The 26,230-nt window shown below is 69.0% G+C and carries 24 protein-coding genes; 13 read left to right on the plus strand and 11 right to left on the minus strand.

Features of this window, described 5'->3' with window-relative positions; translation table 11 throughout:
- Positions 1-45 precede the first annotated feature (45 nt).
- From tsaB to MFF07_RS03545, 3 genes are read left to right on the plus strand one after another with little or no spacing between them, the layout of a single operon-like run.
- On the plus strand, positions 46-735 hold the full coding sequence (gene tsaB, locus MFF07_RS03535; RefSeq protein WP_147813450.1) for a tRNA (adenosine(37)-N6)-threonylcarbamoyltransferase complex dimerization subunit type 1 TsaB: 690 nt from the start codon (positions 46-48) through the stop codon (positions 733-735).
- The gene (locus MFF07_RS03540) at positions 732-1,253 is read left to right on the plus strand and encodes a GNAT family N-acetyltransferase (protein ID WP_147813452.1); all 522 of its coding nucleotides are present in this window, start codon (positions 732-734) and stop codon (positions 1,251-1,253) included. Before tsaB ends, MFF07_RS03540 begins: the two co-directional genes overlap by 4 nt.
- Positions 1,254-1,278: 25 nt before the next feature.
- The gene (locus MFF07_RS03545) at positions 1,279-2,172 is read left to right on the plus strand and encodes a lysophospholipid acyltransferase family protein (protein ID WP_147813454.1); all 894 of its coding nucleotides are present in this window, start codon (positions 1,279-1,281) and stop codon (positions 2,170-2,172) included.
- A gap of 5 nt (positions 2,173-2,177) precedes the next feature.
- On the opposite strand, the gene MFF07_RS03550 is transcribed toward MFF07_RS03545, so the two are convergent.
- Entirely contained in the window at positions 2,178-2,669 is a 492-nt protein-coding gene (locus tag MFF07_RS03550; RefSeq protein ID WP_147813456.1) for an MEKHLA domain-containing protein, read from the minus strand.
- Between the two features lie 91 nt (positions 2,670-2,760).
- Here MFF07_RS03550 and miaB point away from each other — a divergent pair, with 91 nt between their 5' ends.
- The 10 genes from miaB to zapE all read left to right on the plus strand — a co-directional run bounded on the left by miaB (position 2,761) and on the right by zapE (position 14,076).
- A complete protein-coding gene (gene miaB, locus MFF07_RS03555) occupies positions 2,761-4,101 on the plus strand; it encodes a tRNA (N6-isopentenyl adenosine(37)-C2)-methylthiotransferase MiaB (RefSeq protein WP_147813710.1) in 1,341 nt (446 codons plus the stop codon).
- 61 nt (positions 4,102-4,162) lie between these two features.
- On the plus strand, positions 4,163-5,230 hold the full coding sequence (locus MFF07_RS03560; protein WP_187272397.1) for a PhoH family protein: 1,068 nt from the start codon (positions 4,163-4,165) through the stop codon (positions 5,228-5,230).
- 14 nt (positions 5,231-5,244) lie between these two features.
- Positions 5,245-6,543: a leucine-rich repeat-containing protein kinase family protein gene (locus MFF07_RS03565; protein ID WP_147813460.1), complete on the plus strand. Its 1,299-nt coding sequence runs from the start codon at positions 5,245-5,247 to the stop codon at positions 6,541-6,543.
- 180 nt (positions 6,544-6,723) lie between these two features.
- Positions 6,724-9,660, plus strand: a complete 2,937-nt coding sequence (locus MFF07_RS03570; RefSeq protein ID WP_238230713.1) for a monovalent cation/H+ antiporter subunit A — start codon at positions 6,724-6,726, stop codon at positions 9,658-9,660.
- Complete coding sequence (locus tag MFF07_RS03575; protein WP_147813464.1) at positions 9,660-9,998, plus strand: Na+/H+ antiporter subunit C; 339 nt, start codon at positions 9,660-9,662, stop codon at positions 9,996-9,998. Before MFF07_RS03570 ends, MFF07_RS03575 begins: the two co-directional genes overlap by 1 nt.
- On the plus strand, positions 9,995-11,560 hold the full coding sequence (locus tag MFF07_RS03580; protein ID WP_147813466.1) for a monovalent cation/H+ antiporter subunit D: 1,566 nt from the start codon (positions 9,995-9,997) through the stop codon (positions 11,558-11,560). The genes MFF07_RS03575 and MFF07_RS03580 overlap by 4 nt, the downstream gene beginning before the upstream one ends.
- 10 nt (positions 11,561-11,570) lie before the next feature.
- Positions 11,571-12,059 carry a Na+/H+ antiporter subunit E gene (locus MFF07_RS03585; protein ID WP_147813468.1) on the plus strand — a complete coding sequence of 163 codons (489 nt, stop codon included), beginning with the start codon at positions 11,571-11,573 and terminating at the stop codon, positions 12,057-12,059.
- Positions 12,056-12,340: a K+/H+ antiporter subunit F gene (locus MFF07_RS03590; RefSeq protein ID WP_147813470.1), complete on the plus strand. Its 285-nt coding sequence runs from the start codon at positions 12,056-12,058 to the stop codon at positions 12,338-12,340. Before MFF07_RS03585 ends, MFF07_RS03590 begins: the two co-directional genes overlap by 4 nt.
- Positions 12,337-12,678, plus strand: coding sequence for a monovalent cation/H(+) antiporter subunit G (mnhG, locus tag MFF07_RS03595; protein WP_147813472.1), 342 nt, complete (start codon positions 12,337-12,339; stop codon positions 12,676-12,678). The genes MFF07_RS03590 and mnhG overlap by 4 nt, the downstream gene beginning before the upstream one ends.
- Positions 12,679-12,861: 183 nt before the next feature.
- On the plus strand, positions 12,862-14,076 hold the full coding sequence (gene zapE / locus MFF07_RS03600; RefSeq protein WP_147813474.1) for a cell division protein ZapE: 1,215 nt from the start codon (positions 12,862-12,864) through the stop codon (positions 14,074-14,076).
- Positions 14,077-14,192: 116 nt separating this feature from the next.
- On the opposite strand, the gene lpdA is transcribed toward zapE, so the two are convergent.
- From lpdA to gloB, 10 genes are all read right to left on the minus strand, one after another.
- On the minus strand, positions 14,193-15,593 hold the full coding sequence (gene lpdA, locus MFF07_RS03605) for a dihydrolipoyl dehydrogenase (RefSeq protein ID WP_147813476.1): 1,401 nt from the start codon (positions 15,591-15,593) through the stop codon (positions 14,193-14,195).
- A gap of 91 nt (positions 15,594-15,684) precedes the next feature.
- The gene (gene odhB, locus MFF07_RS03610) at positions 15,685-17,025 is read right to left on the minus strand and encodes a 2-oxoglutarate dehydrogenase complex dihydrolipoyllysine-residue succinyltransferase (RefSeq protein ID WP_147813478.1); all 1,341 of its coding nucleotides are present in this window, start codon (positions 17,023-17,025) and stop codon (positions 15,685-15,687) included.
- A gap of 56 nt (positions 17,026-17,081) precedes the next feature.
- Positions 17,082-17,384 carry a YciI family protein gene (locus MFF07_RS03615; RefSeq protein ID WP_147813480.1) on the minus strand — a complete coding sequence of 101 codons (303 nt, stop codon included), beginning with the start codon at positions 17,382-17,384 and terminating at the stop codon, positions 17,082-17,084.
- Between the two features lie 2 nt (positions 17,385-17,386).
- Positions 17,387-20,374 (minus strand): 2-oxoglutarate dehydrogenase E1 component, encoded by a 2,988-nt coding sequence (locus tag MFF07_RS03620; RefSeq protein ID WP_238230715.1) that lies wholly within the window; start codon positions 20,372-20,374, stop codon positions 17,387-17,389.
- A gap of 131 nt (positions 20,375-20,505) precedes the next feature.
- Positions 20,506-21,390, minus strand: a complete 885-nt coding sequence (gene sucD, locus MFF07_RS03625; RefSeq protein WP_147813484.1) for a succinate--CoA ligase subunit alpha — start codon at positions 21,388-21,390, stop codon at positions 20,506-20,508.
- A gap of 9 nt (positions 21,391-21,399) precedes the next feature.
- On the minus strand, positions 21,400-22,596 hold the full coding sequence (gene sucC, locus MFF07_RS03630) for an ADP-forming succinate--CoA ligase subunit beta (protein WP_147813486.1): 1,197 nt from the start codon (positions 22,594-22,596) through the stop codon (positions 21,400-21,402).
- A 109-nt stretch (positions 22,597-22,705) separates the two neighbouring features.
- Positions 22,706-23,668 (minus strand): malate dehydrogenase, encoded by a 963-nt coding sequence (gene mdh / locus MFF07_RS03635; protein WP_147813488.1) that lies wholly within the window; start codon positions 23,666-23,668, stop codon positions 22,706-22,708.
- Positions 23,669-23,978: 310 nt separating this feature from the next.
- Positions 23,979-24,704: a TetR family transcriptional regulator gene (locus tag MFF07_RS03640; protein ID WP_147813490.1), complete on the minus strand. Its 726-nt coding sequence runs from the start codon at positions 24,702-24,704 to the stop codon at positions 23,979-23,981.
- 181 nt (positions 24,705-24,885) lie between these two features.
- Entirely contained in the window at positions 24,886-25,272 is a 387-nt protein-coding gene (locus MFF07_RS03645) for an MAPEG family protein (protein ID WP_238230717.1), read from the minus strand.
- 132 nt (positions 25,273-25,404) lie between these two features.
- Positions 25,405-26,184, minus strand: a complete 780-nt coding sequence (gene gloB, locus MFF07_RS03650) for a hydroxyacylglutathione hydrolase (RefSeq protein ID WP_238230720.1) — start codon at positions 26,182-26,184, stop codon at positions 25,405-25,407.
- Positions 26,185-26,230 lie beyond the last annotated feature (46 nt).

The following is a 26,230-nucleotide window of genomic DNA, read 5'->3' on the forward strand; positions in this document are numbered from 1 at the left end:
TACGGGCGGTGAACGCGAGCACCGCCGGTCCGGAACGGAGACACGGTGCGCATCCTGGCCATCGATACGGCGCTCGACGCCTGCAGCGCCTGCGTTGCCAACGACGAGAGCGAGGAGCTTCTCGGCGTGGAGACGATGACGCTCGCCCGCGGGCATGCCGAGGCGCTGCTGCCGCTGATCGAGCGGGTGATGGCGCAGATCGACGGCGGCTTCGAGAGCCTCGACCGCGTGGCCGTCACCGTTGGCCCCGGCAGCTATACCGGCCTGCGCGTCGGCCTTTCCGCCGCCCGCGCCATCGGTCTCGCCGCCAAGATCCCCGTCGTCGGAGTCACGACCCTGTCGGCGCTGCTCGCGCCGCAACTCGCGCTCAATGCCGACGGGCTCGTGATCGCCGCGATCGATGCGCGCCACGGCGCCGTCTATCTTCAGGCGATCAGCGGCGCGGGCGTCGCGGTGGCGCCGTCCCGCCTCGCGATCGAGCAGGCGGTGGATCGCATCTCGGCGGAGGACCTCTCGGAGGGCGTCACCCTCGTCGGATCCGGCGCACCGGCGCTCGCGGCCGTAGCCAAGGCCCGCGGCATCGCCGTCCGTGTCGCCGAGACCGGCCCGCCGCAGATCGGCTGGGTCGCCCAACTCGGGCTGGTGGCCGATCCCGAACAGGCATTGCCGCGCCCGCTCTACCTGCGTGGCGTCGACGCCCAGCCCCAGGATCATGCGAGGATCGCCCTGCGATGACGCGCGCCCTGTCGCCCTTCTGGGCCCTCGACTGGTGGTCCGCCTGGTGGGACGCCTGGGGCCCGACGCCCTACGTCGCGCCCCTGCGCGATCCCGCCCAGGCGGCCACGCTCTCGCGCCTCCACGCCACCGCCTTCGCCCGGCCCTGGGACGCACACGAATTCGAGCGCATGCTCTGCGAACGCTCCACCGAGGCGCATGCGCTCTGGCGCGGCAACGGCGTCCACGGCTTCGCGCTCTCGCGCAAGGTCGAGGACGAGGCCGAAATCCTGACCATCGTGCTGTCGCCCGCGATCCGCGGCGGCGGCCACAGTCATCGCCTGCTGCGCGAGCATCTGACGGCGCTGAGCTTCGCCGGCGTGCGCAACGTCCATCTCGAGGTCGACGAGGGCAACGCCCCGGCGCTGAAGCTCTACACCCGCCACGGCTTCGCCAAGACCGGCGAGCGCACCGGCTACTACGCCCGCCCCGACGGTAGCCGCGCCACGGCGCTCACCATGCGCGCGACGCTGGCGTGAGCGGGCGCACCGCGATCTGAGCGCCATGACGCGCATCGTGTTCATCGCGCGGCTCGTCGTCTACGCGCTGTTCTTCGCGGCGATCGTCGGGCCGCACGTGCTGAGCCTGCGCTACGGCCGCGGCCGTCTCGCCGGCCGCCTGCCGATGCTGCTGCACCGTCTTTTCCTGTGGCTGTTCTCGGTCCGCGTCACGCAGAGCGGCACCCCGCCGGAGGTCGGCGAGCCGGCGCTGGTGCTCTCCAACCACGTATCCTGGCTCGATATCGTCGTGCTTGGCTCCCTGCGTCCGCTCTCCTTCGTGGCGAAATCCGAGATCGCCGGCTGGCCGGTGATCGGAACCTTCGCGCGGCTCCAGCGCACGGTCTTCATCGACCGCGCCCGCCGCGGCGCCACGGCCACCGTCAACTCCATGATCGGCGAACGCCTCTCCGCCGGCGAGCTCGTCGTGCTGTTCGCGGAGGGCACCACCGGCGACGGCCTGCGCCTGCTGCCGTTCCGCTCCTCCCTCGTCGGCGCCGCCCGCGAGGCGCTCGCGGAGGGAACCGGAGGCCTTGCCCGCATCCGCCTGCAGCCCCTGGCCCTGGCCTATACCGGCCGCGCCGGCCTGCCGCTGACGCGCATCGAGCGCCCGGAGGTCGCCTGGTACGGCGACATGGAGCTCGCGCCCCATCTCGACCTGTTCGCGCGGCGCGGCCCGATCGACCTGCAGGTGGTGTGGGGCGCGCCGATCGCCTTCGAGCCCGGCACCGATCGCAAGGCCGCCACCGCCCAGGCCGAAGCCGCCGTGCGGCAATCGCTGCGGCATGCGATTGCCGGGAGGCCGACGGCGGGGAACGGTGCACGCATGGCGGAGGCCGCCGAGCGCGAGAGCGGCCGCGAGGGCGCCGACGTGTCGGCCCCGGGGGTCGCGGCTGTCTGAACGCTTCAACCGCCCGGCGGCAGCCGGTACGTCGCCGCCTGTCCGTGCGTTACGCCGTCCGCGTCGATCAACTGCCAGACCACGACATCTACGATCGGGAAGCGCCGGCCCGACTTCGCGATGCGGATTCCGGAATAGCCGGCGACGCAGCCATTGCGGGCGACGGCCGCGAGCAGCCGGTCGCGCTCGGCCCGGTCGGGCGCTTCCGCCGAGAGCCGCGAGGGCATGCCGATCAGTTCGTCGCGGGAATAGCCGAAGTTCTCCTGTGCCATGCGGTTGGCATAGACGAAGCACGGGTCGGGGGCGGTGTCGTGCGCGAGGAGCGCGAAGGGCGCCAGCCGGTAAGCCCAGTCCGCATCCGCCCCGTCCGGAAGTAGCGGCCGGCCGACGAGACGGCGATGGCTGCCGGTCAGGAGCTCGAAAAAGCCCGGGTCCGTGGTCAGGTCGGGAATGCCGGTCTCCTCCGTTTCCCCTCGGCGACGCGCGCGTGAAAGCATGCTAAGGCGGCTGCCTGATCGAGCGACCGTCGGCGCGGGCCGAACGGTTGAAACAATGCCACACGGCCAAGACGCGCTGAAGCAGGACACGTTGAAGAAAGCCTTCGTCAAATCCTACGGCTGCCAGATGAACGCCTACGATGCGGGCCGCATGGCGGACCTGCTCGCGGCCGAGGGCTATGCCGCGACGGAGGTGGTCGAGGAGGCGGACGTCGTCGTCCTCAACACCTGCCACATCCGCGAGAAGGCCGCCGACAAGGTGTTTTCCGAGGTCGGGCGGCTCCGCGTGCTCAAGGCCGAGCGGGCCGAGCGGGGCCAAGATACCCGGATCGTCGTGGCGGGCTGCGTTGCGCAGGCGGAAGGGCGCGAGATCCTGGCGCGCACCCCGGCCGTCGACGTGGTGGTCGGGCCGCAGAGCTACCACCGCCTGCCGGAACTCCTCGCCGAGTCGCATCGCCGCCGCGTCGTCGACACCGAATTCCCGATCGAGGACAAGTTTTCGCGGTTGCCGGCCCGCCGTACCCGCGGCGTCACCGGCTTTCTCACCATCCAGGAAGGCTGCGACAAGTTCTGCGCCTTCTGCGTGGTGCCCTACACCCGCGGCGCCGAGGTCTCGCGCTCGGTCGCGGCGATCCGGGCCGAGGCCGAGGCGCTGGTCGCCGGGGGCGTGCGCGAAATCACCCTGATCGGCCAGAACGTGAACGCCTATCACGGCGAGGGGGTCGGCGGTGCCACCGCGACGCTCGCCGGGCTGATGCGCGCGCTCGCCGACCTGCCGGGCCTCAAGCGCCTGCGCTACATGACGAGCCACCCCAACGACATGGGCGACGACCTCATCGCCGCCCATGGCGACAACCCGCTGGTGATGCCCTACCTGCACCTGCCCGTGCAGTCGGGCTCGACTCGTGTGCTGCAGGCGATGAACCGCAAGCACACCGCCGACGACTACCGCCGCATCATCGAACGCGTGCGCACCGTGCGGCCCGACATCGCCCTGTCCTCGGACTTCATTGTCGGCTTCCCCGGCGAGACCGATGCCGAGTTCGAGGAGACGATGCGGCTCGTCGCCGACCTCACCTTCGCCAGCGCCTTCTCCTTCAAGTACAGCCCCCGCCCCGGCACGCCGGCCGCCGATCGTACGGACGCCGTGCCCGAGAGCGTGATGAGCGAGCGCCTGTCACGGCTTCAGGCCCTCCTCGACGCGCAGCGCCACGCCTTCAACGCCGCGACCGTCGGCAGCACCGTCGAGGTGCTGGTGGAGAAGGCCGGCCGGCATCCGGGTCAGGTCGCCGGCAAGACGCCGCACCTGCTGATGGTGCAGTTCGACGCTCCCACCTCTACCATCGGCACGCTGCAGAGCGTGCGGATCGTGCGTTGCGGCTCCAACAGCCTGTTCGGCGCGTTGGAAACCGATGCGGCGGCCGCCGCGTGACCACTGCATGAGGACGAGCGCTTGAAGGATCGATCGCGTGCCGACTGACGCCGGGCGTGGGCTGAAGGCCCGGGGATCGGCCGCCCGCAGCGGCCTCGCCGAAACGGTGGAGGTTTCGCTGACCTTCGAGGACAACCGGCTCGCGAGCCTGGTCTTCGGCCAATACGACCAGAACGTCGCCCACATCGAGCGCCGGCTCGAGGTCACGGCGACCGCGCTCGGCAACCACCTCGTCCTGAAGGGGCCGCCGGATGCCGCCGAGAAGGCCCGTCGGGTGTTCGAACGGCTCTACGGCCGCGTCGCCAAGGGCGGTACGGCCCTGACGCTCGGCGACGTCGACGGGGTGATCCAGGAGGTTACGGTCCAGGGCAACCTGTTTCCCTCGGCCGAGGTCGCCGCCGAGCCGGAACGCGAGCATTTCGAACAGATCGCCACCCGCCGCCGTGGGGCCGTGCGCGCCCGCAACGCGGCGCAGAGCGAGTATATCAAGCTGCTGCGCTCGAACGAACTCGTCTTCGCCGAGGGCCCGGCCGGCACCGGAAAGACCTGGCTCGCCGTGGGCCATGCGGTCTCGCTATTGGAGCAGGGCCACGCCGAGCGGCTGATTCTGTCGCGCCCGGCGGTGGAAGCCGGCGAGCGCCTCGGCTTCCTACCGGGCGACATGCGCGAAAAGGTCGATCCGTATCTGCGCCCGATCTACGACGCGCTCTACGACTTCATGGAGGCCCGCCACGTCGATCGCGGCCTGCAGACCGGCGTGATCGAGATCGCGCCGCTCGCCTTCATGCGCGGGCGCACGCTCACCAACGCCGTCGTGCTGCTCGACGAAGCTCAAAACACCACCTCCATGCAGATGAAGATGTTTCTCACCCGGTTGGGCGAGAACTCGCGCATGATCATCACCGGCGATCCGAGCCAGATCGACCTGCCGCCGGGCCAAAAATCCGGCCTCGTCGAGGCGGTGAGTATCCTGGACGGCGTCGAGGGCATCGGCCGCGTCCGCTTCCGCGACGTCGACGTGGTGCGGCACGACCTCGTCCGCCGCATCGTCACCGCCTACGAGGCGGCGAGCCACGGCGAGGCCGAGGCCGACCGCAACCCGATGTCGCGGCGGCGCCCGCTGGCGTGAGCGGCTGCGGCACGATGCGTCTCTCATCGACCGACACGCTGACCGCACTCCGCCGCGGCGATCTCGCCGGAGTGCGGGAACTGCGCTTGCCCGGCTGCCTCGATGAATTCCCTCAGGAGATCTTCGGGCTGGCGGACAGCCTGGAGGTGCTTGACCTCAGCGGCGGCACCCTCACCAGGTTGCCCGACGACATCGGCCGGCTGCGGAACCTCCGCGTACTGTTCTGTTCCGGCAACCGCTTCGATCGGATGCCGCCGGCCCTCGGCGACTGCGCGGCGCTCAGCCAGATCGGCATGCGCGGCACCGGGACGCGCGAGGTGCCGGGCGAGGCGCTGCCGCCGCGCCTGCGCTGGCTGACGCTCACGGATAACCGCATCGAGCGGCTGCCGAACGCACTCGGCGAGCGTCCGCATCTCCAGAAACTGCTGCTGGCCGGCAACCGGCTGCGGGACCTGCCGGGGAGCCTCGCAAACGCCGAGAATCTCGAACTGATCCGCCTGTCCGCCAACCGCTTCGCGGGGCTGCCGCCCTGGCTGACGGCGCTGCCTAGCCTCGCCTGGCTGTCCTTCGCCGGAAATCCGCTCGAAGGAGAGGTTCCGCCCCAGGACATTGCGCTGGTGCCGTGGGCCGATCTCGACCTCGGCGAGCGCTTGGGGGAGGGCGCGTCGGGCGTCATCCATCGCGCGCTCTGGCGGGGCGGGGGCGAGGCGCGGCCGGTGGCGCTCAAGCTGTTCAAGGGTGCGATGACCAGCGACGGCCTGCCCGAGCGCGAGATGGCGGCCTGCCTCGCGGCCGGCGACCATCCGAACCTGACTGGCGGCCTCGGCCGGCTCGTCGGCCATCCCGATGGGATGGAGGGGCTGGCGCTGCGCCTGCTGCCGTCGCACTGGCGCGTCCTCGCCGGCCCGCCGAGCCTTTCGTCGTGCAGCCGCGATGTCTACGATCCGGCGTTGCGGCTCGATCCGGGCGTGGCACTTCGGATCGCCCATGCCACGGCGTCGGCCGCGGCGCATCTCCATGAACGCGGCCTGCTTCACGGCGACCTCTACGCCCACAACCTGCTATGGGACGGCACGGCCGGGGCGGCGGTGCTGAGCGATTTCGGCGCCGCCTCGATGCTGCCGCCGGGCCCTGCCGGCGAAGCGCTGCAGCGGATCGAGGTGAAGGCCTGGGGCCTGCTGCTCGGCGAGCTTCTGGCGCGCTGCGAGGCCGGGCGTGATGACATCGGCACGCTGGCGCGGGCCTGTACCCAACCCGACCCGAAGGACCGGCCGCTGATGGCGGAGGTGGTCGCCGCGCTCGGCGCACCGTGACGGTCCGGTTGCGTTTTTTGGTCTCCGACGTCACGACGCGCGAGGATTGCGTCTTTCCGTCCCCCGATGGTCCCGCATCAACCGACCCGTGCGCCCGCATCGGGGCAGCGGGCGCGACAAACGCCGAAAACGCGTGCACAGGACGCGTATGATCGCCGGCTCCGAGCCTTGCCGCCCTTGATGTCCGCCGAGTTCCTTCTCGCTGCCGCTGCGCTCCTGCCCTTCTTCGGCAGCGCCGTCGCGGCCGTCCTGCCGCGGAACGCGCGCACCACCGCCGCCCTCCTGGCCGGTGTCGTCACCCTGGCGAGCCTCGGCTGCATCGCGGCGCTCTATCCGCAGGTCGCCGGGGGCGGCACCGTGGTGCAGCGCATCGACTGGCTGCCCACGCTCGGCGTGGCCTTCGTCTTCCGGCTCGACGGGCTGTCCTGGCTGTTCGCGGTGCTGGTGCTCGCGATCGGCGCACTCGTGGTGCTCTACGCCCGCTACTACATGGCGCCCGACGATCCGGTGCCACGGCTGTTCGCGTTCTTCCTCAGCTTCGTCGGCGCGATGCTCGGCATCGTCCTGTCCGGCAACCTGATCCAGCTCGTGGTGTTCTGGGAGCTCACGAGCGTCTTCTCGTTCCTCCTGATCGGCTACTGGTACGACAACCCTTCGGCCCGCGACGGCGCGCGCATGGCGCTGACCATCACGGCGCTCGGCGGGCTGTGCCTGCTCGCCGGCACGGTGATCCTCGGCCGCATCGTCGGCAGCTACGATCTCGCCGTGGTTCTCGCCTCCGGCGACGCGATCCGGTCGAGCCCGCTCTACCTGCCGGCCGTGCTGCTGATCCTGATGGCCGCGCTGACCAAGTCGGCGCAGTTCCCGTTCCACGTCTGGCTGCCCCGCGCCATGGCCGCGCCGACGCCGATCAGCGCCTACCTGCACTCGGCCACCATGGTGAAGGCCGGCATCTTCCTGATGATCCGCCTCTGGCCGGTGCTGTCGGGCACCGACGCCTGGTACTGGATCGTCGGCAGCGCCGGCATGGCGACGATGCTGGTCGGCGCCTGGAGCGCGATCTTCCAGCACGACCTGAAAGGCCTGCTGGCCTATTCCACCATCAGCCATCTCGGGCTGATCACGCTGCTGCTCGGGCTCGATTCGCCGCTCGCCGTGGTGGCCGCGATCTTCCACACCGTGAACCACGCGACCTTCAAGGCGTCGCTGTTCATGGCCGCCGGCATCATCGACCACGAGACCGGCACCCGCGACATGCGCCGCCTCAGCGGGTTGTGGCGGGCGATGCCGTATACCGCGACGCTCGCCATGGTCGCGGCGGCCGCGATGGCCGGCGTGCCCCTGCTGAACGGCTTCCTTTCCAAGGAGATGTTCCTGTCGGAGGCCGTCGACAACCTGGGCGAACACCCGCTGCACCTCGCCCTGCCGGTGCTGGCGACGCTGGCCTCGGCTTTCACCGTGCTCTACTCGCTGCGCTTCATCCGGCAGGCCTTCTTCGGGCCCCCGCCGCACGACCTGCCGAAGGCGCCGCACGAGCCGCCGCGCTACATGCGCCTGCCGATCGAGCTGCTGGTCTTCGCCTGCGTCGCCATCGGGCTCGTCCCGAACCTCACCATCGGCCCGGCCCTGGAGAGCGCCGTGCGCGCCGTGTTCGGCGATGCCGCGCCCGCCTACGACCTCGCGATCTGGCACGGCGTCAACGCGCCCCTGGCGATGAGCGTCGGGGCGCTGGCCGGAGGCGTAGCGCTCTACGTCTCATTCGGCAGGCGCATCAATTCGAATCCGCGCGGCGGCCCCTGGCTGATGGACCGGCTCGACGGCGGCTGGCTGTTCGAGCGCGGCATGAGCGGCCTCGTGCACGGCGCGCGCCGTATCGAAGTCGTCCTCGGCGCGACGCGCCTGCAGGGGCAGCTGCGCGCCCTGTTCCTCGTCGCGCTGGCGGCGTCCGTCGCGGCCGCGTTCGGCGCCGGGTTTTTCGCGATGCCCGGCGCGACGCTCTCGCCGGCGCCTCTCGCCGGCATCGATCCGGTCTTCGCGCTGCTCTGGTTCGTCGGCGCGGCCTGTGCCGTGGGGGCGGCGCGGCGCGCCAAGTATCATCGCCTCTCGGCGGTCATGCTCACGAGCGGGGCAGGCCTCGTCGGCAGCCTCACCTTCGTCTGGCTGTCGGCACCCGACCTCGCGATGACGCAGCTTCTCGTCGAGGTCGTCACCGGCGTTCTACTGCTGCTCGGCTTGCGCTGGCTGCCCAAGCGCAAGCAGGAAATTCCGGCCCCCGCCGCCGAGAAGGCGCGGGCGCGTCGCCGCCGGATCACCGATTTCGGCATCGCGACGGCCTTCGGCGCGGGGCTCGCGGGCCTCGCCTACGCCGTGATGACCCGCCCGGCGCCCGAGGGCATCGCCCGCTGGTTCGTCGACGAGGCCTATCCCCAGGCCGGCGGGCGCAACGTCGTCAACGTCCTGCTGGTCGATTTCCGCGCCTTCGACACGCTCGGCGAGATCTCGGTCCTCGGCGTGGTCGGCCTGACGGTATTCGCATTGCTGCGCCGGTTCCGTCCGGCCGCCGACAGCCTGGAACGGCCGAAGCAGCAGCTCCGTCAGGAGGCCGCCGACCACGCCCACGAACACCGCGAGGTCGGAGACACCGCCGCCGATACCATGCTGATTCCCGGCGTGGTGATGACCTGGCTGTTTCCCTTCGTCGTCGTGCTCGCGCTGCACCTGTTCCTGCGCGGGCACGACCTTCCGGGCGGCGGCTTCGCGGCGGGCATCGCGCTCTCGATCGCCTTCGTCCTGCAATACATGGCCTGCGGGGCCGAATGGGTCGAGGAGCGCCTGCGCATCCGGCCGATCGCGTGGATTGGGGTCGGGCTGCTCGTCGCGGTGCTGTCCGGCGCCGTGCCGTGGCTGTTCGGCAACCCGTTCCTCACCGCGTCCTTCCAGTATGCCGAGCTGCCGATCCTCGGAAAGATCCCGCTCGCCAGCGCGGTGGCGTTCGATCTCGGCGTCGTGGTGCTGGTGGTCGGGGCGACTGTGCTGATGCTCGTCGCCCTGGCGCGGCAATCCCTGCGCCGCCAGCGCGAAGCGTCCACCGAGGCCGCGGCGGAGACGCAAGCCTGATGGAGATCGTGCTGTCCCTCGGCATCGGCGTGTTCGCCGCCTCGGGCGTGTGGCTGATGCTGCGGCCGCGGACCTTCCAGGTGGTGCTCGGGCTGTCGCTGCTGACCTACGCGGTCAACCTGTTCATCTTCGCGATGGGGCGGTTGCGGGTCGATGCGCCGCCGGTGCTGGATGCCGGCGCCGTCGGCGCACAGGTCTCCGACCCGGTGCCGCAGGCGCTGGTCCTCACCGCCCTGGTGATCAGCTTCGCGCTGACCGCCCTGTTCCTCGTCGTCCTGCTCGCCGCCCGCGGCATCACCGGCAGCGACCATGTCGACGGAGGCGAGCCCGGCCCATGACCCATTGGACCGACCACCTCGTCGTCCTGCCGGTGGTCCTGCCCATTGCCTCGGCCGGGGCGATGCTGCTGCTGGACGAGCGCCGCAGCGGCCTCAAGGCGGCGATCAGCCTCGCCACCGTCACGGTGCTTCTGGCGGCGGCCTTCGCCCTGCTGCAGGCCGCGGCCGTGCAGCCGCAGGTCTACCGGCTCGGGAACTGGGCCGCGCCCTACGGTATCGTCCTCGTCGTCGACCGGCTCTCGGCCATGATGCTGGCGCTGACGGGCGTGCTGGGTCTCTGCGCCCTGGTGTTCTCCCTGGCCCGCTGGGACCGGGCCGGGCCGCGCTTCCATGCCCTGTTCCTGCTGCTGCTGATGGGCGTGAACGGCGCTTTCCTCACCGGGGACCTGTTCAACCTGTTCGTATTCTTCGAGGTGATGCTTGCGGCGTCCTACGGCCTCGTGCTGCACGGCTCGGGCGCGGCGCGGATCAAGGCGGGCCTCGCCTACATCGCCGTGAACCTGATCGCGTCGCTGTTCTTCCTCATCGGCGTCAGCCTGATCTACGGCACCATGGGCACGCTCAACATGGCCGATCTCGCCCGGCGGCTTTCGGGTCCGCCCAGTCCCGAAGCCGGGCTCTTCGCGGTCGGATGCGCGGTGCTCGGCATCGCCTTCCTGATCAAGTGCAGCGCCTGGCCCCTCGGTTTCTGGCTGCCGCCGACCTATTCGGCCGCGAGCGCGCCGGCGGCAGCCATCCTCGCCATCCTCAGCAAGGTCGGAATCTACGTCGTGGTGCGGCTGGAGTCGCTCCTGTTCGGCGCGGGCGCGTCCGCCGGATTCGGCCTGTCCTGGCTGCTCGCCGCCGGGCTGGCGACCGTCGCCTACGGCACCATCGGCATCCTCGGTGCCCGGGATCTGTCGCGGGCGGCCGCCTACGCCGTGATGATCTCGTCAGGCACTGTGCTCGCGGCACTGGGCACCGGGAGCGGGCCTGCGCTTGCGGGTGCGCTGTACTATCTCGTCGGCTCCACGCTGGCGGCCGGTGCGCTGTTCCTGCTGGCCGAGATCCTGCGCCGCGGCCGCGACCCGGCCGCCGCGGCGCAGGCGGTATTCGAGGACGAGTACACCGATCCGTTCGACGATGCGGGCGAGAGCGAGGTCGGCCGCGTGGTCCCGGCCGCCGTGGCGATCCTCGGCGGCGGCTTCCTGCTCTGCACGCTGATGCTGGCAGGGCTGCCGCCGCTCGCCGGTTTCGTCGGCAAGCTCGCGATATTCTCGGGGCTCGCCGCCGGTGCGATGTCCGCTTCCGCCTGGGCGCTCGTCGGCGTGCTCACCGCCTCCAGCCTCGGTACGCTGATGCCGTTGGTGCGGCTCGGCATCCTCGGCTTCTGGGTCCCGAGCGACGATCCAGATCCGGTGGTCGGCACCCCGGAATTCGCGGCGCTCGCCGGGCTGCTCGCCGCCTGCCTCGCCCTGACGTTCTGGGCCGGCACGGGCCTCGCCTATGCCGACAGGACGGTGGAATGGCTGGCAGCCCCCGCCGACTATATCCACGCGGTGCTCGGCGGAGGCGCGTCATGAGCCGGGCATCATGAGACGGATCTTGCCCCATCCGCTGCTCTCGCTCGGCCTCGCCGTGACGTGGCTGCTCCTGAACGCGCCGGTGACCCCCGCGACCGCCCTGTCGGCAGTGCTCGTCGGGCTCGTCGTACCCTCCGTCATGCGGACCCTGGAGCCGGAGGCTGTCCATGTCCGCGCGCCCGGCACGATCCTGAAGCTCGCCGTGCTCGTGCTCTACGACGTGCTGCGTTCCAACCGCGACGTCGCGAAAGTCATCCTCGGCCTGCGCCGGGGCGACCGGCGCGCCGGCTTCGTCTCGATTCCCCTCGACCTGCGCAGCCGCTACGGCCTCGCGGTCCTCTCGATCATCGTGACGGCCACACCCGGCACGCTCTGGATCCAGTACGATTCCCATACCGGGCACCTGCTCCTGCACGTGCTCGACCTCGTCGACGGCGACGAATGGGTCCGCCGGATCAAGGACCGTTACGAGCGCCCGCTGATGGAGGTCTTTTCGTGAGCGCTGCCCTCGTCCTCGCCTACGGCCTCGGCCTCGCCCAGGCGATGCTGGTGCTGGCGATGGCGATCGCGGCATGGCGCATCCTGCGCGGCCCCCGCGCCCAGGACCGCGTGCTCGGCCTCGACACGCTCTACCTCAACGGCATGCTGGCGATCGTCGTGCACGGCATGCGCACCGGCAGCGGCCTGTATTTCGAGGCCGCGCTCGTGATCGGCATGCTCGGCTTCGCGGCGACCGTGGCCCTGGCCAAGTTCCTGGTCCACGGCGAGGTGATCCGGTGAGCCCCGGCGACCTGCCCGATTGGGCCGCGTGGCTGGTGTCGGCGCTGGCCCTCGCCGGTGCCGGCATCTCGCTCGTCGGCGCCGTCGGCCTGATCCGGCTGAAGACCTTCTACGAGCGCGTCCACGCCCCGACCCTGGGGGCGACGCTCGGCATGGCCATGATCCTGGCGGCCTCGATCGTCTACTTCTCGGCTGCCGACGGCCGCCCGGTCCTGCGCGACCTGCTGATCGGCCTGTTTCTCACCGTGACGACGCCGATCACCCTGATCCTGCTCGGCCGCGCCGCCGCCTACCGCGACCGGAGCGACGGCAACGCGAACGCGCCGCCGGACCCGTGACCCCGAAGCCGCGACGGGCGTCCGCGTCGGATAGGGGCTGCGCACCATCGCGGGCTTGATCCGGCCGGATCCGCGCGGCACAGGTTGCTCTCGATCCCGTCGGCCTTACGGATCCTCCGTGGCGGGATGGGATCGCGCCGCGCGGGGCAGGGGCGTTTCGTCGTGAGTCAGACTGTGAGCCCGATGGCGTCTCCCTCGGAGCAGGCCCGAGCCGGCGCCGTCTCCCCGGGTCCGGTCTTCGACCGCTACGAGGCCCTGACACGATCCGGCGCGATCGAGAGCGATCCGGCCCAGATCAAGCTGGTGAAAGCCCTCGACCGGCTGGCGGTCGATCTCGGGCGGCGCAAGCGCGCCAGCAAGGGCAGCGCGCTCGGCTGGCTGTTCGGCCGCAAGGACGACGATGCCGGGCCGGTGAAGGGGCTCTACATCTCGGGCTCGGTCGGCCGCGGCAAGACCATGCTGATGGACCTGTTCCACGAGGCCGCCCCGGCACCGAAGCGGCGTATCCATTTCCACGGCTTCATGGCCGACGCGCACGAGCGCATCCATGCCCACCGGCAGGCGGTCAAGGCGGGTCAGGCCAAGGGCGACGACCCGATCCCGCCGGTGGCCGACGCGCTGGCGGCGGAAGCCACGCTGCTCTGCTTCGACGAATTCACCGTCACCGACATCGCCGACGCGATGCTGCTCGGCCGGCTGTTCGCGGCCCTGTTCAAGCGCGGCGTCACGGTGGTCGCCACCTCCAACGTGGAGCCCGACCGGCTCTACGAGGGCGGTCTCAACCGCGCGCTGTTCCTGCCCTTCATCGCCGAATTGCAGGAGCGCGTCGCCGTGCTGCGCCTCGATTCCCGCACGGATTTCCGGCTGGAGAAACTCGGCGGCAGCTCGGTCTACCACCTGACCGGGGAGGGGAGCGCGAACGCGGCGCTCGACGAGGCCTTCAAGGCGCTCACCGGCAAGGCCAAGGGCAAGCCCGGCTCCGTACGCGTGAAGGGGCGCGAGGTCCCGGTGCCGGAAGAGGCGGGCGGCGTGGCACGGTTCTCGTTCGAGGATCTCTGCGCGCGGCCGCTCGGGGCCTCCGACTACATGGCGCTGGCCAACACGTTCCACACGCTGGTCGTCTCGGACATTCCGGTGATGAGTCCCGAGACCCGGAATGAGGCCAAGCGCTTCATCACGCTGGTCGACACGCTCTACGACGCCCACGTGAAGCTGATCGCCTCGGCCGCGGCGGAGGCGCCGGACCTCTACACCGGCACGGAAGGCCGCGAGGCCTTCGAGTTCGAGCGTACCGTTTCGCGGCTGATCGAGATGCGGTCGAACGAATACCTCGGACTTCCGCATGGCGGCGGACATTCCGAGGCCTCCGGATCGAGCAGCGGTCTCGTCGAGACCTGAAACTGTCATTGCGAGGCGAAGCCGAAGCAATCCAGGGCCACTTCCCGACGGCGTAGGTATAGCCTTGATCGCTTCGCTGCGCTCGCGATGACGGCGGTGCGTTTGTTGACCCGCGCTCAGATATGAATCGCGCGCTTGCCCACCGCGAGCGCCGCTTCCTTCACCGCCTCGGTCAGCGTCGGATGGGCGTGGCAGGTGCGGGCGATGTCCTCGGCCGAGGCCGAGAATTCCATGGCCACCGCGACCTCGGCGATGAGGTTGCCCGCATCCGCGCCGACGATGTGGACGCCGAGCACCTTGTCGGTCTCGGCATCGGCCAGGATCTTCACGAAACCGTCCGTGGTGCCGTTGGCCTTGGCGCGGCCGTTGGCGGTGAACGGGAATTTGCCGGTGTTGTAGGCGACCCCGTCCTTCTTCAACTCCTCCTCGGTGCGGCCGACCGAGGCGACCTCGGGGAAGGTGTAGACCACGTTCGGGATCACGCCGTAATTTACGTGGCCGGACTGGCCGGCCAGGATCTCGGCCAGCGCCACGCCCTCGTCCTCGGCCTTGTGGGCGAGCATCGGCCCAGCGATCACGTCGCCGATGGCGTAGATGCCGGTGACGTTGGTGGCGTAGTGGCTGTCGGTCTGGACGCGGCCCTTGTCGTCCATCTGGACGCCGGCCTCTTCGAGGCCGAGGCCCTGGGTGTAGGGCACACGCCCGATCGCCACGAGCACCACGTCGGCCTTGATCTTCTCGGGTTCGCCGCCGGCCGCTGGCTCGACGGTGACGGTCGCGCCGCCCTTGGCCGCCTCCACGCCCGTCACCTTCGAGGACAGCTTGAATGCGATGCCCTGCTTGGCCAGGATCTTCTGGAACTGCTTGCCGACCTCGCCGTCCATGCCTGGCAGCACGCGGTCGAGATACTCGATCACTACGACCTCGGCGCCGAGACGCCGCCAGACCGAGCCGAGTTCGAGGCCGATCACGCCGGCGCCGATCACCACGAGCTTCTTCGGCACCTTGGCCAGCTCGAGCGCGCCGGTGGATGAGACGACGACCTTTTCGTCGATCTCGACGCCGGGGAGTCGGGTCACGTCCGAGCCCGTTGCGATGACGATGTTGCGGGCCTCCAGCATCTGGTTGCCCCCGTCCTCGGAGATCACCTCGACGCGGCCGGCGCCGGCGATGCGCCCGATGCCGTGATAGGCGTCGACCTTGTTCTTCTTCAGCAGGAATTCGACGCCCTTGGTGTTGCCGTCGACGCCGCTCTGCTTGAACGCCTGCATCTTCGCGAGATCGAGCTTTGGCGTCCCGACCTGGATGCCGAGATCCGGAAAGTGCTTGGTCGCCTCCTCGAAGGCCTCGGAGGCGTGCAGCAGCGCCTTCGACGGGATGCAGCCGACGTTGAGGCATGTGCCGCCATGCGTCGCCCGCTTCTCGACGACGGCCGTCTTGAGACCGAGCTGCGCCGCGCGGATCGCACAGACGTAGCCGCCGGGGCCGGTGCCGATGACGACGAGATCGTAGGACATTCAGTTCTCGGCTCAAGAGTGCGATGGCAGGTGCCGCCACCATCGAAAGACGTGTTCGATTGGGAAGAATGCGGGCTGCAATCCAGTCCGATTACAAATCCAGCACGAGCCGCGCCGGGTCCTCCAGCGCCTCCTTCACCCGCACCAGGAAGGTTACGGCCTCCTTCCCGTCCACGATGCGGTGGTCGTAGGACAGCGCCAGATACATCATCGGCCGCGCCTCGATCTTTCCGGCCCGGACCACCGGCCGTTCTTCGATCCGGTGCATGCCGAGGATGCCGGACTGGGGTGCGTTGAGGATCGGAGTGGACATCAGCGAGCCGTAGATGCCGCCGTTGGTGATGGTGAAGGTGCCGCCCTGCATCTCGTCGATCGAGAGCTTGCCGTCGCGGGCCTTCTTGCCGAAACCCGAGATCGTCTTCTCGATGCCGGCGATGGAGAGGTCGTCGGCGTTGCGCACCACCGGAACGACGAGGCCCTTATCGGTCCCGACGGCGATTCCGATATGGTAGTAGTTCTTGTAGACGAGGTCCTGCCCGTCGATCTCGGCGTTGACCGCCGGCACGTCCTTGAGGGCGCCGATCACCGCCTTGGTGAAGAAGCCCATGAAGCCGAGCTTGGTGCCGTGCTTCTTCTCGAACATGTCCTTGTACTGGGTGCGCATCGCCATCACGGCGCCCATGTCCACGTCGTTGAACGTGGTGAGCATCGCGGCATTGTCCTGCGCGCTCTTGAGGCGCCGGGCGATGGTCTGCCGGAGCTTCGTCATCTTCACGCGCTCTTCGCGTGCGGCATCGTCCGGTGCGGAGGCCGGGCGCGGCGGGGCCGGGGGCTTGGCCTCCTGAGCCGGCGCCTCGGACTTCGCGGCCGGCGCGCCCTTTCCGTCCTTGGCGGCGAGCATATCGCCCTTGGTGACGCGGCCGTCCTTGCCGCTGCCGTTCAGCGTCGCGGGGTCGATGCCCGTCTCGCGAGCGATCTTGCCGACGGCCGGGCCGTTCTCGTCGTTCGGACGCGATTGCGGCGCGGCGTCGCCGTGGCTGCCGTAGGAGGCGGAGGATTCCTGGGGCGGCGACGCCTCGGTCCCTTCCTTGTCCGCCCCTGACTTCGCCGGCGCCTCGCTGCGGCTCTCGGCCTTCTGCTCGGACTTCTCGGCGCCCTTGGCAGCCGCCGGCTTCTTCGCGCCGCCGCCCTTGCCGGCCTCGACGATCGAGCCGAGCAGCGCGCCGGGCTCCACGGTCTCGCCGTCCTTGACCAGGATCTCGCCGAGTTCGCCGGCGGCCGGAGCGTTGATCTCGAGCGTGACCTTGTCGGTCTCGAGCTCCACCAGAGGCTCGTCGGCGGCGACGGTGTCGCCGGGCTGCTTGAACCAGCGGCCGATCGTGGCCTCGGTCACGGATTCGCCGAGGGTCGGGACGAGAATGTCGGTGGCCATGGATCAATCGCCCCCTAGGCGGGGACCTCCTCTGGAATTCAGGGTGCGGGCAGGCATCAGGGCTGCCGCAGGATCAGGGATGGGATCGACGCGAGCGTATAGGCGAAGCCGGCATTCGCCCGGATGACGGGATCCGCATCGCCGAGTTGTTTGGCTTCGGTTTCGTCTTCGGCCTCGACGAGGGCGAGGCCCCAGGTACCCGCGGCATCGAAGACCGGGCCGACCGCGACGGCCTCGCCCGTCTTCGCCTTGTCGAGCCAGTAGCCGGAATGCTCCGCGAACAGCGTTTTCTCCGCCTCCGTCGCGTCGAACGGGAAGCTCGGACGCGGCGGCGAGAGCCTGAGCAGGAAGTAGGCCATGCTCAGACCGTCAGGGCCTCGTTGAGGAAGGCCTGGAGCTGGGCGACGTGCTTCGACATCAGGCCGACGGCGGTGGAGGCCGAGGCCGGCCGGCCGACATAGCGGGCGCGCTTCACCGACGAGCCGGCCTGGCCGAGCACCCATTCGAGATAGTCGTCGACGAAGGCCCAGGCGCCCATGTTCTTGGGCTCCTCCTGGCACCAGATCACCTCCGCGTTGCGGAAGCGGCTCATCTCGTTGGCGAGCGCCTTGAGCGGGAACGGATAGAGCTGCTCGACGCGCATCAAGTAGACGTCGTTGACGCCGCGCTTCTCGCGCTCATCGAACAGGTCGTAATAGACCTTGCCCGAGCACAGCACGACGCGGCGGATCTTGTCGTCCTTGACGAGCTTGATCCCATTATCCTCGTGCTCGGCATCGTCCCAGAGCACGCGGTGGAAGGTCGAGTCGTCGGCGATGTCGGCAAGGCGCGAGACGGCGCGCTTGTGGCGCAGCAGCGACTTCGGCGTCATCAGGATCAGCGGCTTGCGGAAGTCGCGCTTCAGCTGGCGGCGCAGGATGTGGAAGTAGTTCGAGGGCGTCGTGCAGTTGGCGACCTGCATGTTGTCCTCGGCGCACATCTGCAGGTAGCGCTCCAGCCGGGCGGAGGAATGCTCCGGTCCCTGGCCCTCGTAGCCGTGCGGCAGCAGCATCACGAGGCCGGACATGCGCAGCCACTTGCGCTCGCCGCTCGAGATGAACTGGTCGATGACGACCTGCGCGCCGTTGGCGAAGTCGCCGAACTGCGCCTCCCACAGCACCAGCGCGTTCGGCTCGGCAGCCGAGTAGCCGTATTCGAAGCCGAGCACCGCCTCCTCGGACAACATCGAGTTGATCACCTCGATGCGGGCCTGGCCCTCCTTCACGGAGTTCAGCGGCGTATAGCGCTGCTCGTTCTCCTGGTCGATCACCACGGCGTGGCGCTGCGAGAAGGTGCCGCGCTCGACATCCTGTCCCGAGAACCGGATGCGGTTTCCCTCGATGAGGATCGAGCCGAGGGCGAGGGCCTCGGCGGTGGCCCAATCGATGCCCTGGCCAGTGTCGACCGCCTTGGCGCGGTTGTCGAAGAAGCGCTGGATCGTGCGGTGGAGGTGGAAGCCCGGCGGTGGCGTGGTGATCTTCTGCGCGATCTCGCGCAACGTCGCCTCCGGCACGCCGGTCTGGCCGCGGCGCGGGTCGTCGACGTCTTCGCGGACCGACTTGAAGCCGGACCACCGTCCGTCGAGCCAGTCCGCCTTGTTGGCCTTGTAGCTGCCGGCGACGTCGAGCTCGTTGTCGAGGATGGCCCGGAACTCGGCCTTGCGGGCGTCGAGTTGCTCCTGCGTGAGGTCGCTCCGCTCCACGAGCTTCCTGCCGTAGGTTTCCAGCACCGTCGGGTGCTTGCGGATGAGCTGGTACATCTTCGGCTGCGTGAAGGCCGGCTCGTCGCCCTCGTTGTGGCCGAAGCGCCGGTAGCACTGCATGTCGATGACGACGGGCTTGCCGAACTTCTGGCGGTACTCGGTCGCGACCTTGGCGGCGAAGGTCACGGCTTCCGGGTCGTCGCCGTTGCAGTGGAAGATCGGGGCCTCCACCATCTTCGCCACGTCGGATGGATAGGGCGAGGAGCGCGAGTAGCGCGGATCGGTGGTGAAGCCGATCTGGTTGTTGATGATGAAGTGGATCGAGCCGCCGGTGCGGTGACCCTTCAGGCCCGACAGGCCGAGGCACTCGGCGACCACGCCCTGGCCGGCGAAGGCCGCATCGCCGTGGATCAGCAGCGGCAGCACCTTGCGGCGCTCGACATTCGGCTTGGCAAGCTGGTCCTGCTTGGCGCGCACCTTACCAAGCACCACCGGATCGACGATCTCGAGGTGGGACGGGTTGGCGGTCAGCGACAGGTGGACGTGATTGTCGTCGAAGGCGCGATCGGACGAGGCGCCGAGATGGTACTTCACGTCGCCCGAGCCCTCGACCTCGGCCGGGTTGGCCGAGCCGCCCTTGAACTCGTTGAACACCGCCCGGAAGGGCTTCGCCATCACGTTGGTGAGGATGTTCAGCCGGCCGCGATGGGCCATGCCGAGCACGATCTCCTCGACCCCGAGCGCGCCGCCGCGCTTGATGATCTGCTCCAATGCCGGAACGATGGACTCGCCGCCGTCGAGTCCGAAGCGCTTGGTGCCGGTGTACTTCGTATCGAGGAACTTCTCGAAGCCCTCGGCCTCGATCAGCTTGTTGAGGATCGCGCGCCGGCCCTCGGGGGTGAAGGAGATCTCCTTGTCCTTGCCCTCGATGCGCTCCTGGATCCAGGCTTTCTCCTCCGGATCGGAGATGTGCATGAACTCGACGCCGAGCGTCTGGCAGTAGGTGCGCTCCAGGATCTTCACGATCTCGCGGATCGTCGAAAATTCCATGCCGAGCACGTTGTCGAGGAAGATCGGCCGGTCCTGGTCGGCTTCCTGGAACCCGTAATGCTGCGGATGCAGCTCCTCGTGGTCGCCGCGCTTCGAGAGACCCAGCGGGTCGAGCTTGGCGTGGAGGTGTCCGCGCATGCGGTAGGCGCGGATCAGCATGATCGCGCGCACGGAATCCTTGGTGGCCTGCTCCACCGAGACGCCGGTCTTGGCGACGATCTCGGCGCCCTTGGCAGGGGCGTCCGCGGGCTTGCCGGCGCGGGCCTGGATCTTGTCGCCGACGGCCTTTTCGAGGCTGCTCCAGTCGCCGTCCAGCGCCGAGACGATCTCGCCGTTCTGGGCGATCGGCCAGTGCGGCTTCTCCCATGAGGCGCCGGCCGCGTTCTTCTGGACGAGGCCGTCGTCTTCGCCGAGGTCCTTGAAGAAGCGCTGCCACTCGGGATCGACCGAGTTCGGATCGCGGGCGTAGGCCGCCTGGAGTTCCTCGATGTAGGCGGCGTTGCCGCCGTACAGAAACGAGGTTTCGAGGAAGGCGTCGTTCGCGTCCTGGCGTGCCATCGCTTGGTGTCCTCAAACTCGGCCGCCGGTGCGACCGCCTCTCTCTCGAACCGGGGATGCCCTCATCCCCGGTCTCCTACATGGGCCTTGCGGTACTGCGTGCGCTGCAACACAGGCGCGCAGGCCAGGCTTCAGCCCTTAAGGACCTCGACGAGGGTCGATCCGAGTCGCGCCGGGGAGGGCGAGACCCGGATGCCGGCCCGCTCCATCGCCGCGATCTTGTCCTCGGCGCCGCCTTTGCCCCCGGAGATGATCGCTCCGGCATGGCCCATGCGGCGGCCCGGAGGCGCGGTACGGCCGGCGATGAAGCCGACCATCGGCTTCTTGCGGCCGCGCTTGGCCTCGTCGGCCAGGAACTGCGCGGCTTCTTCCTCGGCCGATCCGCCGATCTCGCCGATCATCACGATCGACTCGGTCCTGTCGTCGGCGAGGAACAGTTCGAGCATGGAGATGAACTCGGTGCCCTTTACCGGATCGCCGCCGATGCCGACGGCCGTCGTCTGGCCGAGACCGGCGGTGGTGGTCTGGAACACCGCCTCGTAGGTCAGCGTGCCGGAGCGCGAGACGATGCCGACCGAGCCCGGCTTGAAGATGTTGGCCGGCATGATGCCGATCTTGCACTCGCCGGCCGTGACGACGCCCGGGCAGTTCGGCCCGATGAGGCGCGACTTCGAGCCTTCGAGAGCGCGCTTCACCCGCACCATGTCGAGCACCGGGATGCCCTCCGTGATGCAGACGATCAGCGGGATCTCGGCCGAAATCGCCTCGCAGATCGCGTCGGCAGCGCCGGGCGGCGGCACGTAGACGACGGAGGCTTCCGCGCCGGTGGCCTCGCGGGCCTCGGCGACCGTGTCGAAGACCGGCAGCCCGAGATGGGTCGCCCCGCCCTTACCCGGCGAGGTGCCGCCGACCATCTTCGTCCCGTAGGCAATGGCCTGCTCGGAATGGAAGGTGCCGTTCTTGCCGGTGAAGCCCTGGCAGATGACTTTGGTGTTCGCATCGATGAGGATGGACATTGGTCTCGCTCAGCCCTTCTTCACGGCGGCAACAATTTTCTGGGCGGCGTCGTCGAGGTCGTCCGCCGGGATCACGTTAAGTCCCGAATTGCGGATGATGTCCTTGCCCTGCTCGACGTTGGTGCCCTCGAGGCGCACCACCAGCGGCACTTCGAGGCCCACCGCCTTCACCGCCGCGATCACGCCGCGGGCGATGACGTCGCATTTCATGATCCCGCCGAAGATGTTGACGAGGATGCCCTTCACCTGCGGGTCGGCGGTGATGATCTTGAAGGCCGCGGTGACCTTTTCTTCCGAGGCACCGCCGCCGACGTCGAGGAAATTCGCGGGCTCCTCGCCGTAGAGCTTGATGATGTCCAGCGTCGCCATGGCGAGGCCGGCGCCGTTGACCATGCAGCCGATGGTGCCGTCGAGCGCGATGTAGGCGAGGTCGTATTTGGAGGCTTCGATCTCCTTGGCGTCCTCCTCGGTCTCGTCGCGCAGCGCGACGACGTCGGGATGACGGTAGAGGGCGTTCGAATCGAAGGAGATCTTGGCGTCGAGGCACTTGAGATGGCCGTCGCCGGTGAGCACCAGCGGGTTGATCTCCAGCATGCTCATGTCCTTGGCCGTGAAGGCCGCGTAGAGCTTGCTGGTGAGTTCGGCGGCTTCCTTGGCCTGCGGGCCGGTGAGGCCCAGCGCCTTGGCGACCGCGCGGCCGTGATGGGGCATGATGCCGGTGGCCGGATCGACCGAGAAGGTCACGATTTTTTCCGGCGTGTCGTGGGCCACCGTCTCGATGTCCATACCGCCTTCCGTCGAGACGACGAAGGCGACCTGTCCGGTCTCGCGATCGACCAGCATCGACAGGTAGAACTCGGCGGCGATCTGCGCGCCTTCCTCGATGTAGAGCCGGTTGACCTGCTTGCCGGCCGGGCCGGTCTGGATCGTGACCAGCGTCTGTCCGAGCATCTCGCCGGCATATTGCTTCACTTCGTCGATCGACTTGGTAACGCGCACGCCGCCCTTGGCACCCTCGGGCGCGCCCTTGAAGGTGCCCTTGCCGCGTCCGCCCGCATGGATCTGCGACTTCACGACCCAGACCGGGCCGCCGAGTTCCTTGGCGGCCGCTTCTGCTTCCTCAGGCTTGAAGATCGGGACGCCCCGGGAAACCGGCAGGCCGAACTCCTTGAGGACGGCCTTGGCCTGATATTCGTGGATGTTCATGTGCGCTCCGCGGGCGAATGGCGAATAGGGAAAGGCAAGTGGGGTGCGTCGAGGCTGCGGCGAAGAAGGGAATCACCTTCCATTCGCCATTCCCCACTCGCTTGGCCGCTCAGGCGAGAGCCGGGTTCACGTCCTTGCAAGCCGCGATCAGCGTCTTCACGGCACCGACCGACTTCTCGAACATCGCCTTCTCGGCATCATCGAACGTCACTTCGAGCACGCGCTCGACGCCGTTCTCGCCGATCACCACCGGCACGCCGACATACATGCCGTCGATGCCGTACTCGCCCTTGAGGTAGGCGGCGCAGGGCAGGACGCGCTTCTTGTCGCGCAGGTAGCTCTCGGCCATGGCGATGGCGGAGGCGGCGGGCGCGTAGAAGGCCGAGCCGGTCTTGAGCAGGTTGACGATCTCGCCGCCGCCTTTGCGGGTGCGCTCGACCATGGCGTCGAGTTTTTCCTGGGTGGTCCAGCCGAGCTTGACCAGATCGGTCAGCGGCACGCCGGCCACCGTCGAGTAGCGGGTCAGCGGCACCATGTCGTCGCCGTGGCCACCGAGCACGAAGGCGGTGACGTCCTCCACCGAGACCTTGAATTCCTCCGCCAGGAAGTGGCGGAAGCGGGCGGAATCGAGCACGCCGGCCATGCCGACGACCTTGTTGGTCGGGAGGCCGGAGAACTTCTGCAGCGCCCAGACCATCGCATCGAGCGGGTTGGTGATGCAGATCACGAAGGCGTCGGGAGCATGCTGCTTGATGCCGGTGCCGACCGCTTCCATCACCTTCAGGTTGATGCCGATCAGGTCGTCGCGGCTCATGCCGGGCTTGCGCGGCACGCCGGCGGTGACGATCACCACGTCGGCGCCGGCAATCGCGGAATAGTCGCTCGCGCCGGAATACTTGGCATCGAAGCCGTCGACCGGGGCCGACTCGGCGATGTCGAGGGCCTTGCCCTGGGGGACGCCGTCGACGATGTCGAACAGCACCACGTCGCCGAGTTCCTTGAGGCCGGCGAGATGCGCGAGCGTTCCGCCGATCTGTCCGGCGCCGATGAGCGCGATCTTGCTGCGTGCCATGAACGAAGAGCCTCCGAATGCCTGCGACGGCTCGTCAGGCTGCCGCGGGGGATCGAAATCCTCCCGGATCGTCGCGACTGACAGGCCGGTCCTGTTGCGGGCGTTGGTTTGGAGGAAAAGCCATGCTGCTTCAACCCGAAGGCGTGGGATGCAGGCGGTGTTCGCGAGCATCGGGATCCTGATCCACCGCCGGCAAATCCTCCTGAAAATTCAATGATATGAGCGTTTTAGGTGCGGTGCAGAGACGGCGCCGCAGCGGAATGGCCTCGGTGACAGAACGTGCAATCTGTCACTTAACCTTTTGGCGGCCTCAGAACATGCCCGAGCGCAGCATGCGCTGGATCGCCTGGATCACCGCACCGAGTCGCGCCTCCAGCAGGTCGCGGGGGACCTCGGCATCCTGCTGGATCGCCAGCGGGTGGGTGAAGCGATAACTCGCATCGAAGATGCAGGCGATGGCGCGTTCGCGGTCCCGGGCGACGAAGGTCCCGGTGCCGATACCCTCCTCGACCACCCGCTCCACCAGGGCACGCAGGCGGCCGCGATGGCGGCGGGCGATGGGACGCGAGGCCACGCTGGCGTCGAGATGGACCGCGAAGACGTTGGGCTCGTCGGCGAGCGCCGCGCGCTGGGCGAGGCTGAGCGCGGTGAGCAGGCGTTCGATCTTGTCGTCGGCCGGATCGGGCGCGTCGGCGATGCCGGCGAGCCGGGTCTCGACATCGCGCAGCCAGCGCCCGGCGACGGCATCGAGCAGAGCGTCCTTCGAGGGGAAGTAGCGGTAGACGTTGGCGTGGGTCATCCCGGCTTCCGCCGCGACGGCCACGACGGTGACGCCCTTGGGCCCGAGCCGGGCGAGATGGTCGGAGGCGATGGCCAGCAGCCGCGCATCGGTCGAGACGGGTGTCGGCCGTGCCCTCGCCGCCGGTCCGCTGAGACGCGGCGACCGCGGTGGCAGGCGCAATGTCGGCGGGACCCCGACGTGGTCGAGGTCGTCGCGCGGATCGGCGCTGGTCTCGATGCTCGCGGCCGGCTGCATGTCACTCCGCTGGAGGCTCCGCTCCTGCTGCGGTGAACCTCCCTGCTGAGTGGGCCCTTGGCAAGCGAAAGCGTGTCGCGACAGCCAAACCAGCGGCCCTCTCGGTCGACGCCTCCGCCGCGTGCAGTCGCGATTGCACGAGGCCGCCTGCCAGAGAAGGCGCCGCTTACGGCCGCCGGTATCAGACCAGCAGCAGGATCGAGGAAATCAGCAGCACGATGAGCGTGGTGAGGATACCGCCGCCGCGGCAAGCGAATTGCTGCGGGGAGTTCTTGGGCGCGAACAAGCCGAACGGATGCAGGATCCGGCCGATCAGCAAAACCACAAGCAGGGCCTGGACGATCCAGTGCTTCGTGCCGCCGGCTTCGAGGAAGGCGACCAGCAGAAGCGCGAGCGGGACGAACTCCGAAAAATTGCCGTGTGCACGAATGCGTCTCTGCAGCGAGTCGCCGCCGCCGCCGAAAAGGACGTCGTTCGAGACGCGCCCGCCGACGACCCAGCTGCTGAGGCCGACATAGAGGAGGCCGAACAGGCCGGCGAAGAAGGCCGTGGTTACAGGAAAGATCACGCGTCACTCTTGGGGTTCGTGGTGGATGGGGAGGGCATGCGCTCCGGTCGAGACGGCTTCACGCATCCCGCCGCTTGTCACGCGAGCACGCGTGAAGCGATGGGCTGGGCCATACGCCTCGAACGGTATTTCTCAGAAGGAATTCTTCCAGGCGCGGAGCGCGGTGAACACTGTGGCCGGGTCCGTTCCCGGTTCGAGCTTCACCGAGCGGGCGAGCGGCGGCTCGGCGGCGCGCAGGAACGGATTCGTCGCCTTCTCCGCGCCGATCGTCGAGGGGATCATGAACCGCCCCTGTGCCTTGAGCCGTTCGGCTTCCGCCATACGCTCTCGAAGCGCGGCGTTGTCGGGGTCCGCGGCCAGGGCGAAGCGAGCGTTGGCGAGCACGTAATCGTGACCGCTATAGACCTCGGTCGCGTCCGGCAGAGCGAGGAAGCGTTCGAGCGAGCGCCACAGCGTCTCGGGCTGGGCCTCCATCACCCGGCCGCAGCCGAGGGTGAACAGCGTGTCGCCGGAAAACGCTACTCCGGCATCGTGGAAGATGTAGCTGACGTGGTCGGCGCAATGGCCCGGCGTCTCCCAGACCTCCGCTTCCAAACGTCCGACCTGGACCTGGTCGCCCTCCGCCACCGTGCGGTCGACGTCCGGCACGGCATCGCTGGCCTTGGCGGGCGCCGTGACCTTCGCGCCGGTGCGCGCCTTGACCTCGGGAATGCCGGCGACGTGGTCGCCGTGACGGTGCGTCACGAGGATGTCCGTGAGCGTCCATCCCGCCTCGTCGAGGGCCGCAAGCACCGGCTCGGCATCCGGCACGTCGATCGCGGCGCACGCGCCCGTTGCGGGATCGCGGATCAGGACGCCGATGTTGTCGCTGCGGCAGAGAAAGGTGCGGATCTCGGATCCGTCAGCGCTCATGAAGCCTCGCGTCCTTGCGGCGAATGCGGATTGCGCGGGAGAACGG

The sequence above is a fragment of the Methylobacterium thuringiense genome (assembly GCF_022179645.1).
GTDB lineage: Bacteria > Pseudomonadota > Alphaproteobacteria > Rhizobiales > Beijerinckiaceae > Methylobacterium > Methylobacterium thuringiense.

Excerpts from the sequence above, each read along its gene's own strand:
- MFF07_RS03565 (WP_147813460.1), top strand. The coding sequence starts at position 5,245 with ATGCGTCTCTCATCGACCGACACGCTGACCGCACTCCGCCGCGGCGAT.
- sucD (WP_147813484.1), bottom strand. The coding sequence starts at position 21,390 with ATGTCCATCCTCATCGATGCGAACACCAAAGTCATCTGCCAGGGCTTC.
- MFF07_RS03615 (WP_147813480.1), bottom strand. The coding sequence starts at position 17,384 with ATGGCCTACTTCCTGCTCAGGCTCTCGCCGCCGCGTCCGAGCTTCCCG.
- MFF07_RS03580 (WP_147813466.1), top strand. The coding sequence starts at position 9,995 with ATGACCCATTGGACCGACCACCTCGTCGTCCTGCCGGTGGTCCTGCCC.
- odhB (WP_147813478.1), bottom strand. The coding sequence starts at position 17,025 with ATGGCCACCGACATTCTCGTCCCGACCCTCGGCGAATCCGTGACCGAG.
- MFF07_RS03585 (WP_147813468.1), top strand. The coding sequence starts at position 11,571 with ATGAGACGGATCTTGCCCCATCCGCTGCTCTCGCTCGGCCTCGCCGTG.
- mdh (WP_147813488.1), bottom strand. The coding sequence starts at position 23,668 with ATGGCACGCAGCAAGATCGCGCTCATCGGCGCCGGACAGATCGGCGGA.
- lpdA (WP_147813476.1), bottom strand. The coding sequence starts at position 15,593 with ATGTCCTACGATCTCGTCGTCATCGGCACCGGCCCCGGCGGCTACGTC.
- gloB (WP_238230720.1), bottom strand. The coding sequence starts at position 26,184 with ATGAGCGCTGACGGATCCGAGATCCGCACCTTTCTCTGCCGCAGCGAC.
- MFF07_RS03620 (WP_238230715.1), bottom strand. The coding sequence starts at position 20,374 with ATGGCACGCCAGGACGCGAACGACGCCTTCCTCGAAACCTCGTTTCTG.
- MFF07_RS03545 (WP_147813454.1), top strand. The coding sequence starts at position 1,279 with ATGACGCGCATCGTGTTCATCGCGCGGCTCGTCGTCTACGCGCTGTTC.
- MFF07_RS03640 (WP_147813490.1), bottom strand. The coding sequence starts at position 24,704 with ATGCAGCCGGCCGCGAGCATCGAGACCAGCGCCGATCCGCGCGACGAC.
- zapE (WP_147813474.1), top strand. The coding sequence starts at position 12,862 with ATGGCGTCTCCCTCGGAGCAGGCCCGAGCCGGCGCCGTCTCCCCGGGT.
- MFF07_RS03575 (WP_147813464.1), top strand. The coding sequence starts at position 9,660 with ATGGAGATCGTGCTGTCCCTCGGCATCGGCGTGTTCGCCGCCTCGGGC.
- MFF07_RS03540 (WP_147813452.1), top strand. The coding sequence starts at position 732 with ATGACGCGCGCCCTGTCGCCCTTCTGGGCCCTCGACTGGTGGTCCGCC.
- MFF07_RS03550 (WP_147813456.1), bottom strand. The coding sequence starts at position 2,669 with ATGCTTTCACGCGCGCGTCGCCGAGGGGAAACGGAGGAGACCGGCATT.
- MFF07_RS03570 (WP_238230713.1), top strand. The coding sequence starts at position 6,724 with ATGTCCGCCGAGTTCCTTCTCGCTGCCGCTGCGCTCCTGCCCTTCTTC.
- sucC (WP_147813486.1), bottom strand. The coding sequence starts at position 22,596 with ATGAACATCCACGAATATCAGGCCAAGGCCGTCCTCAAGGAGTTCGGC.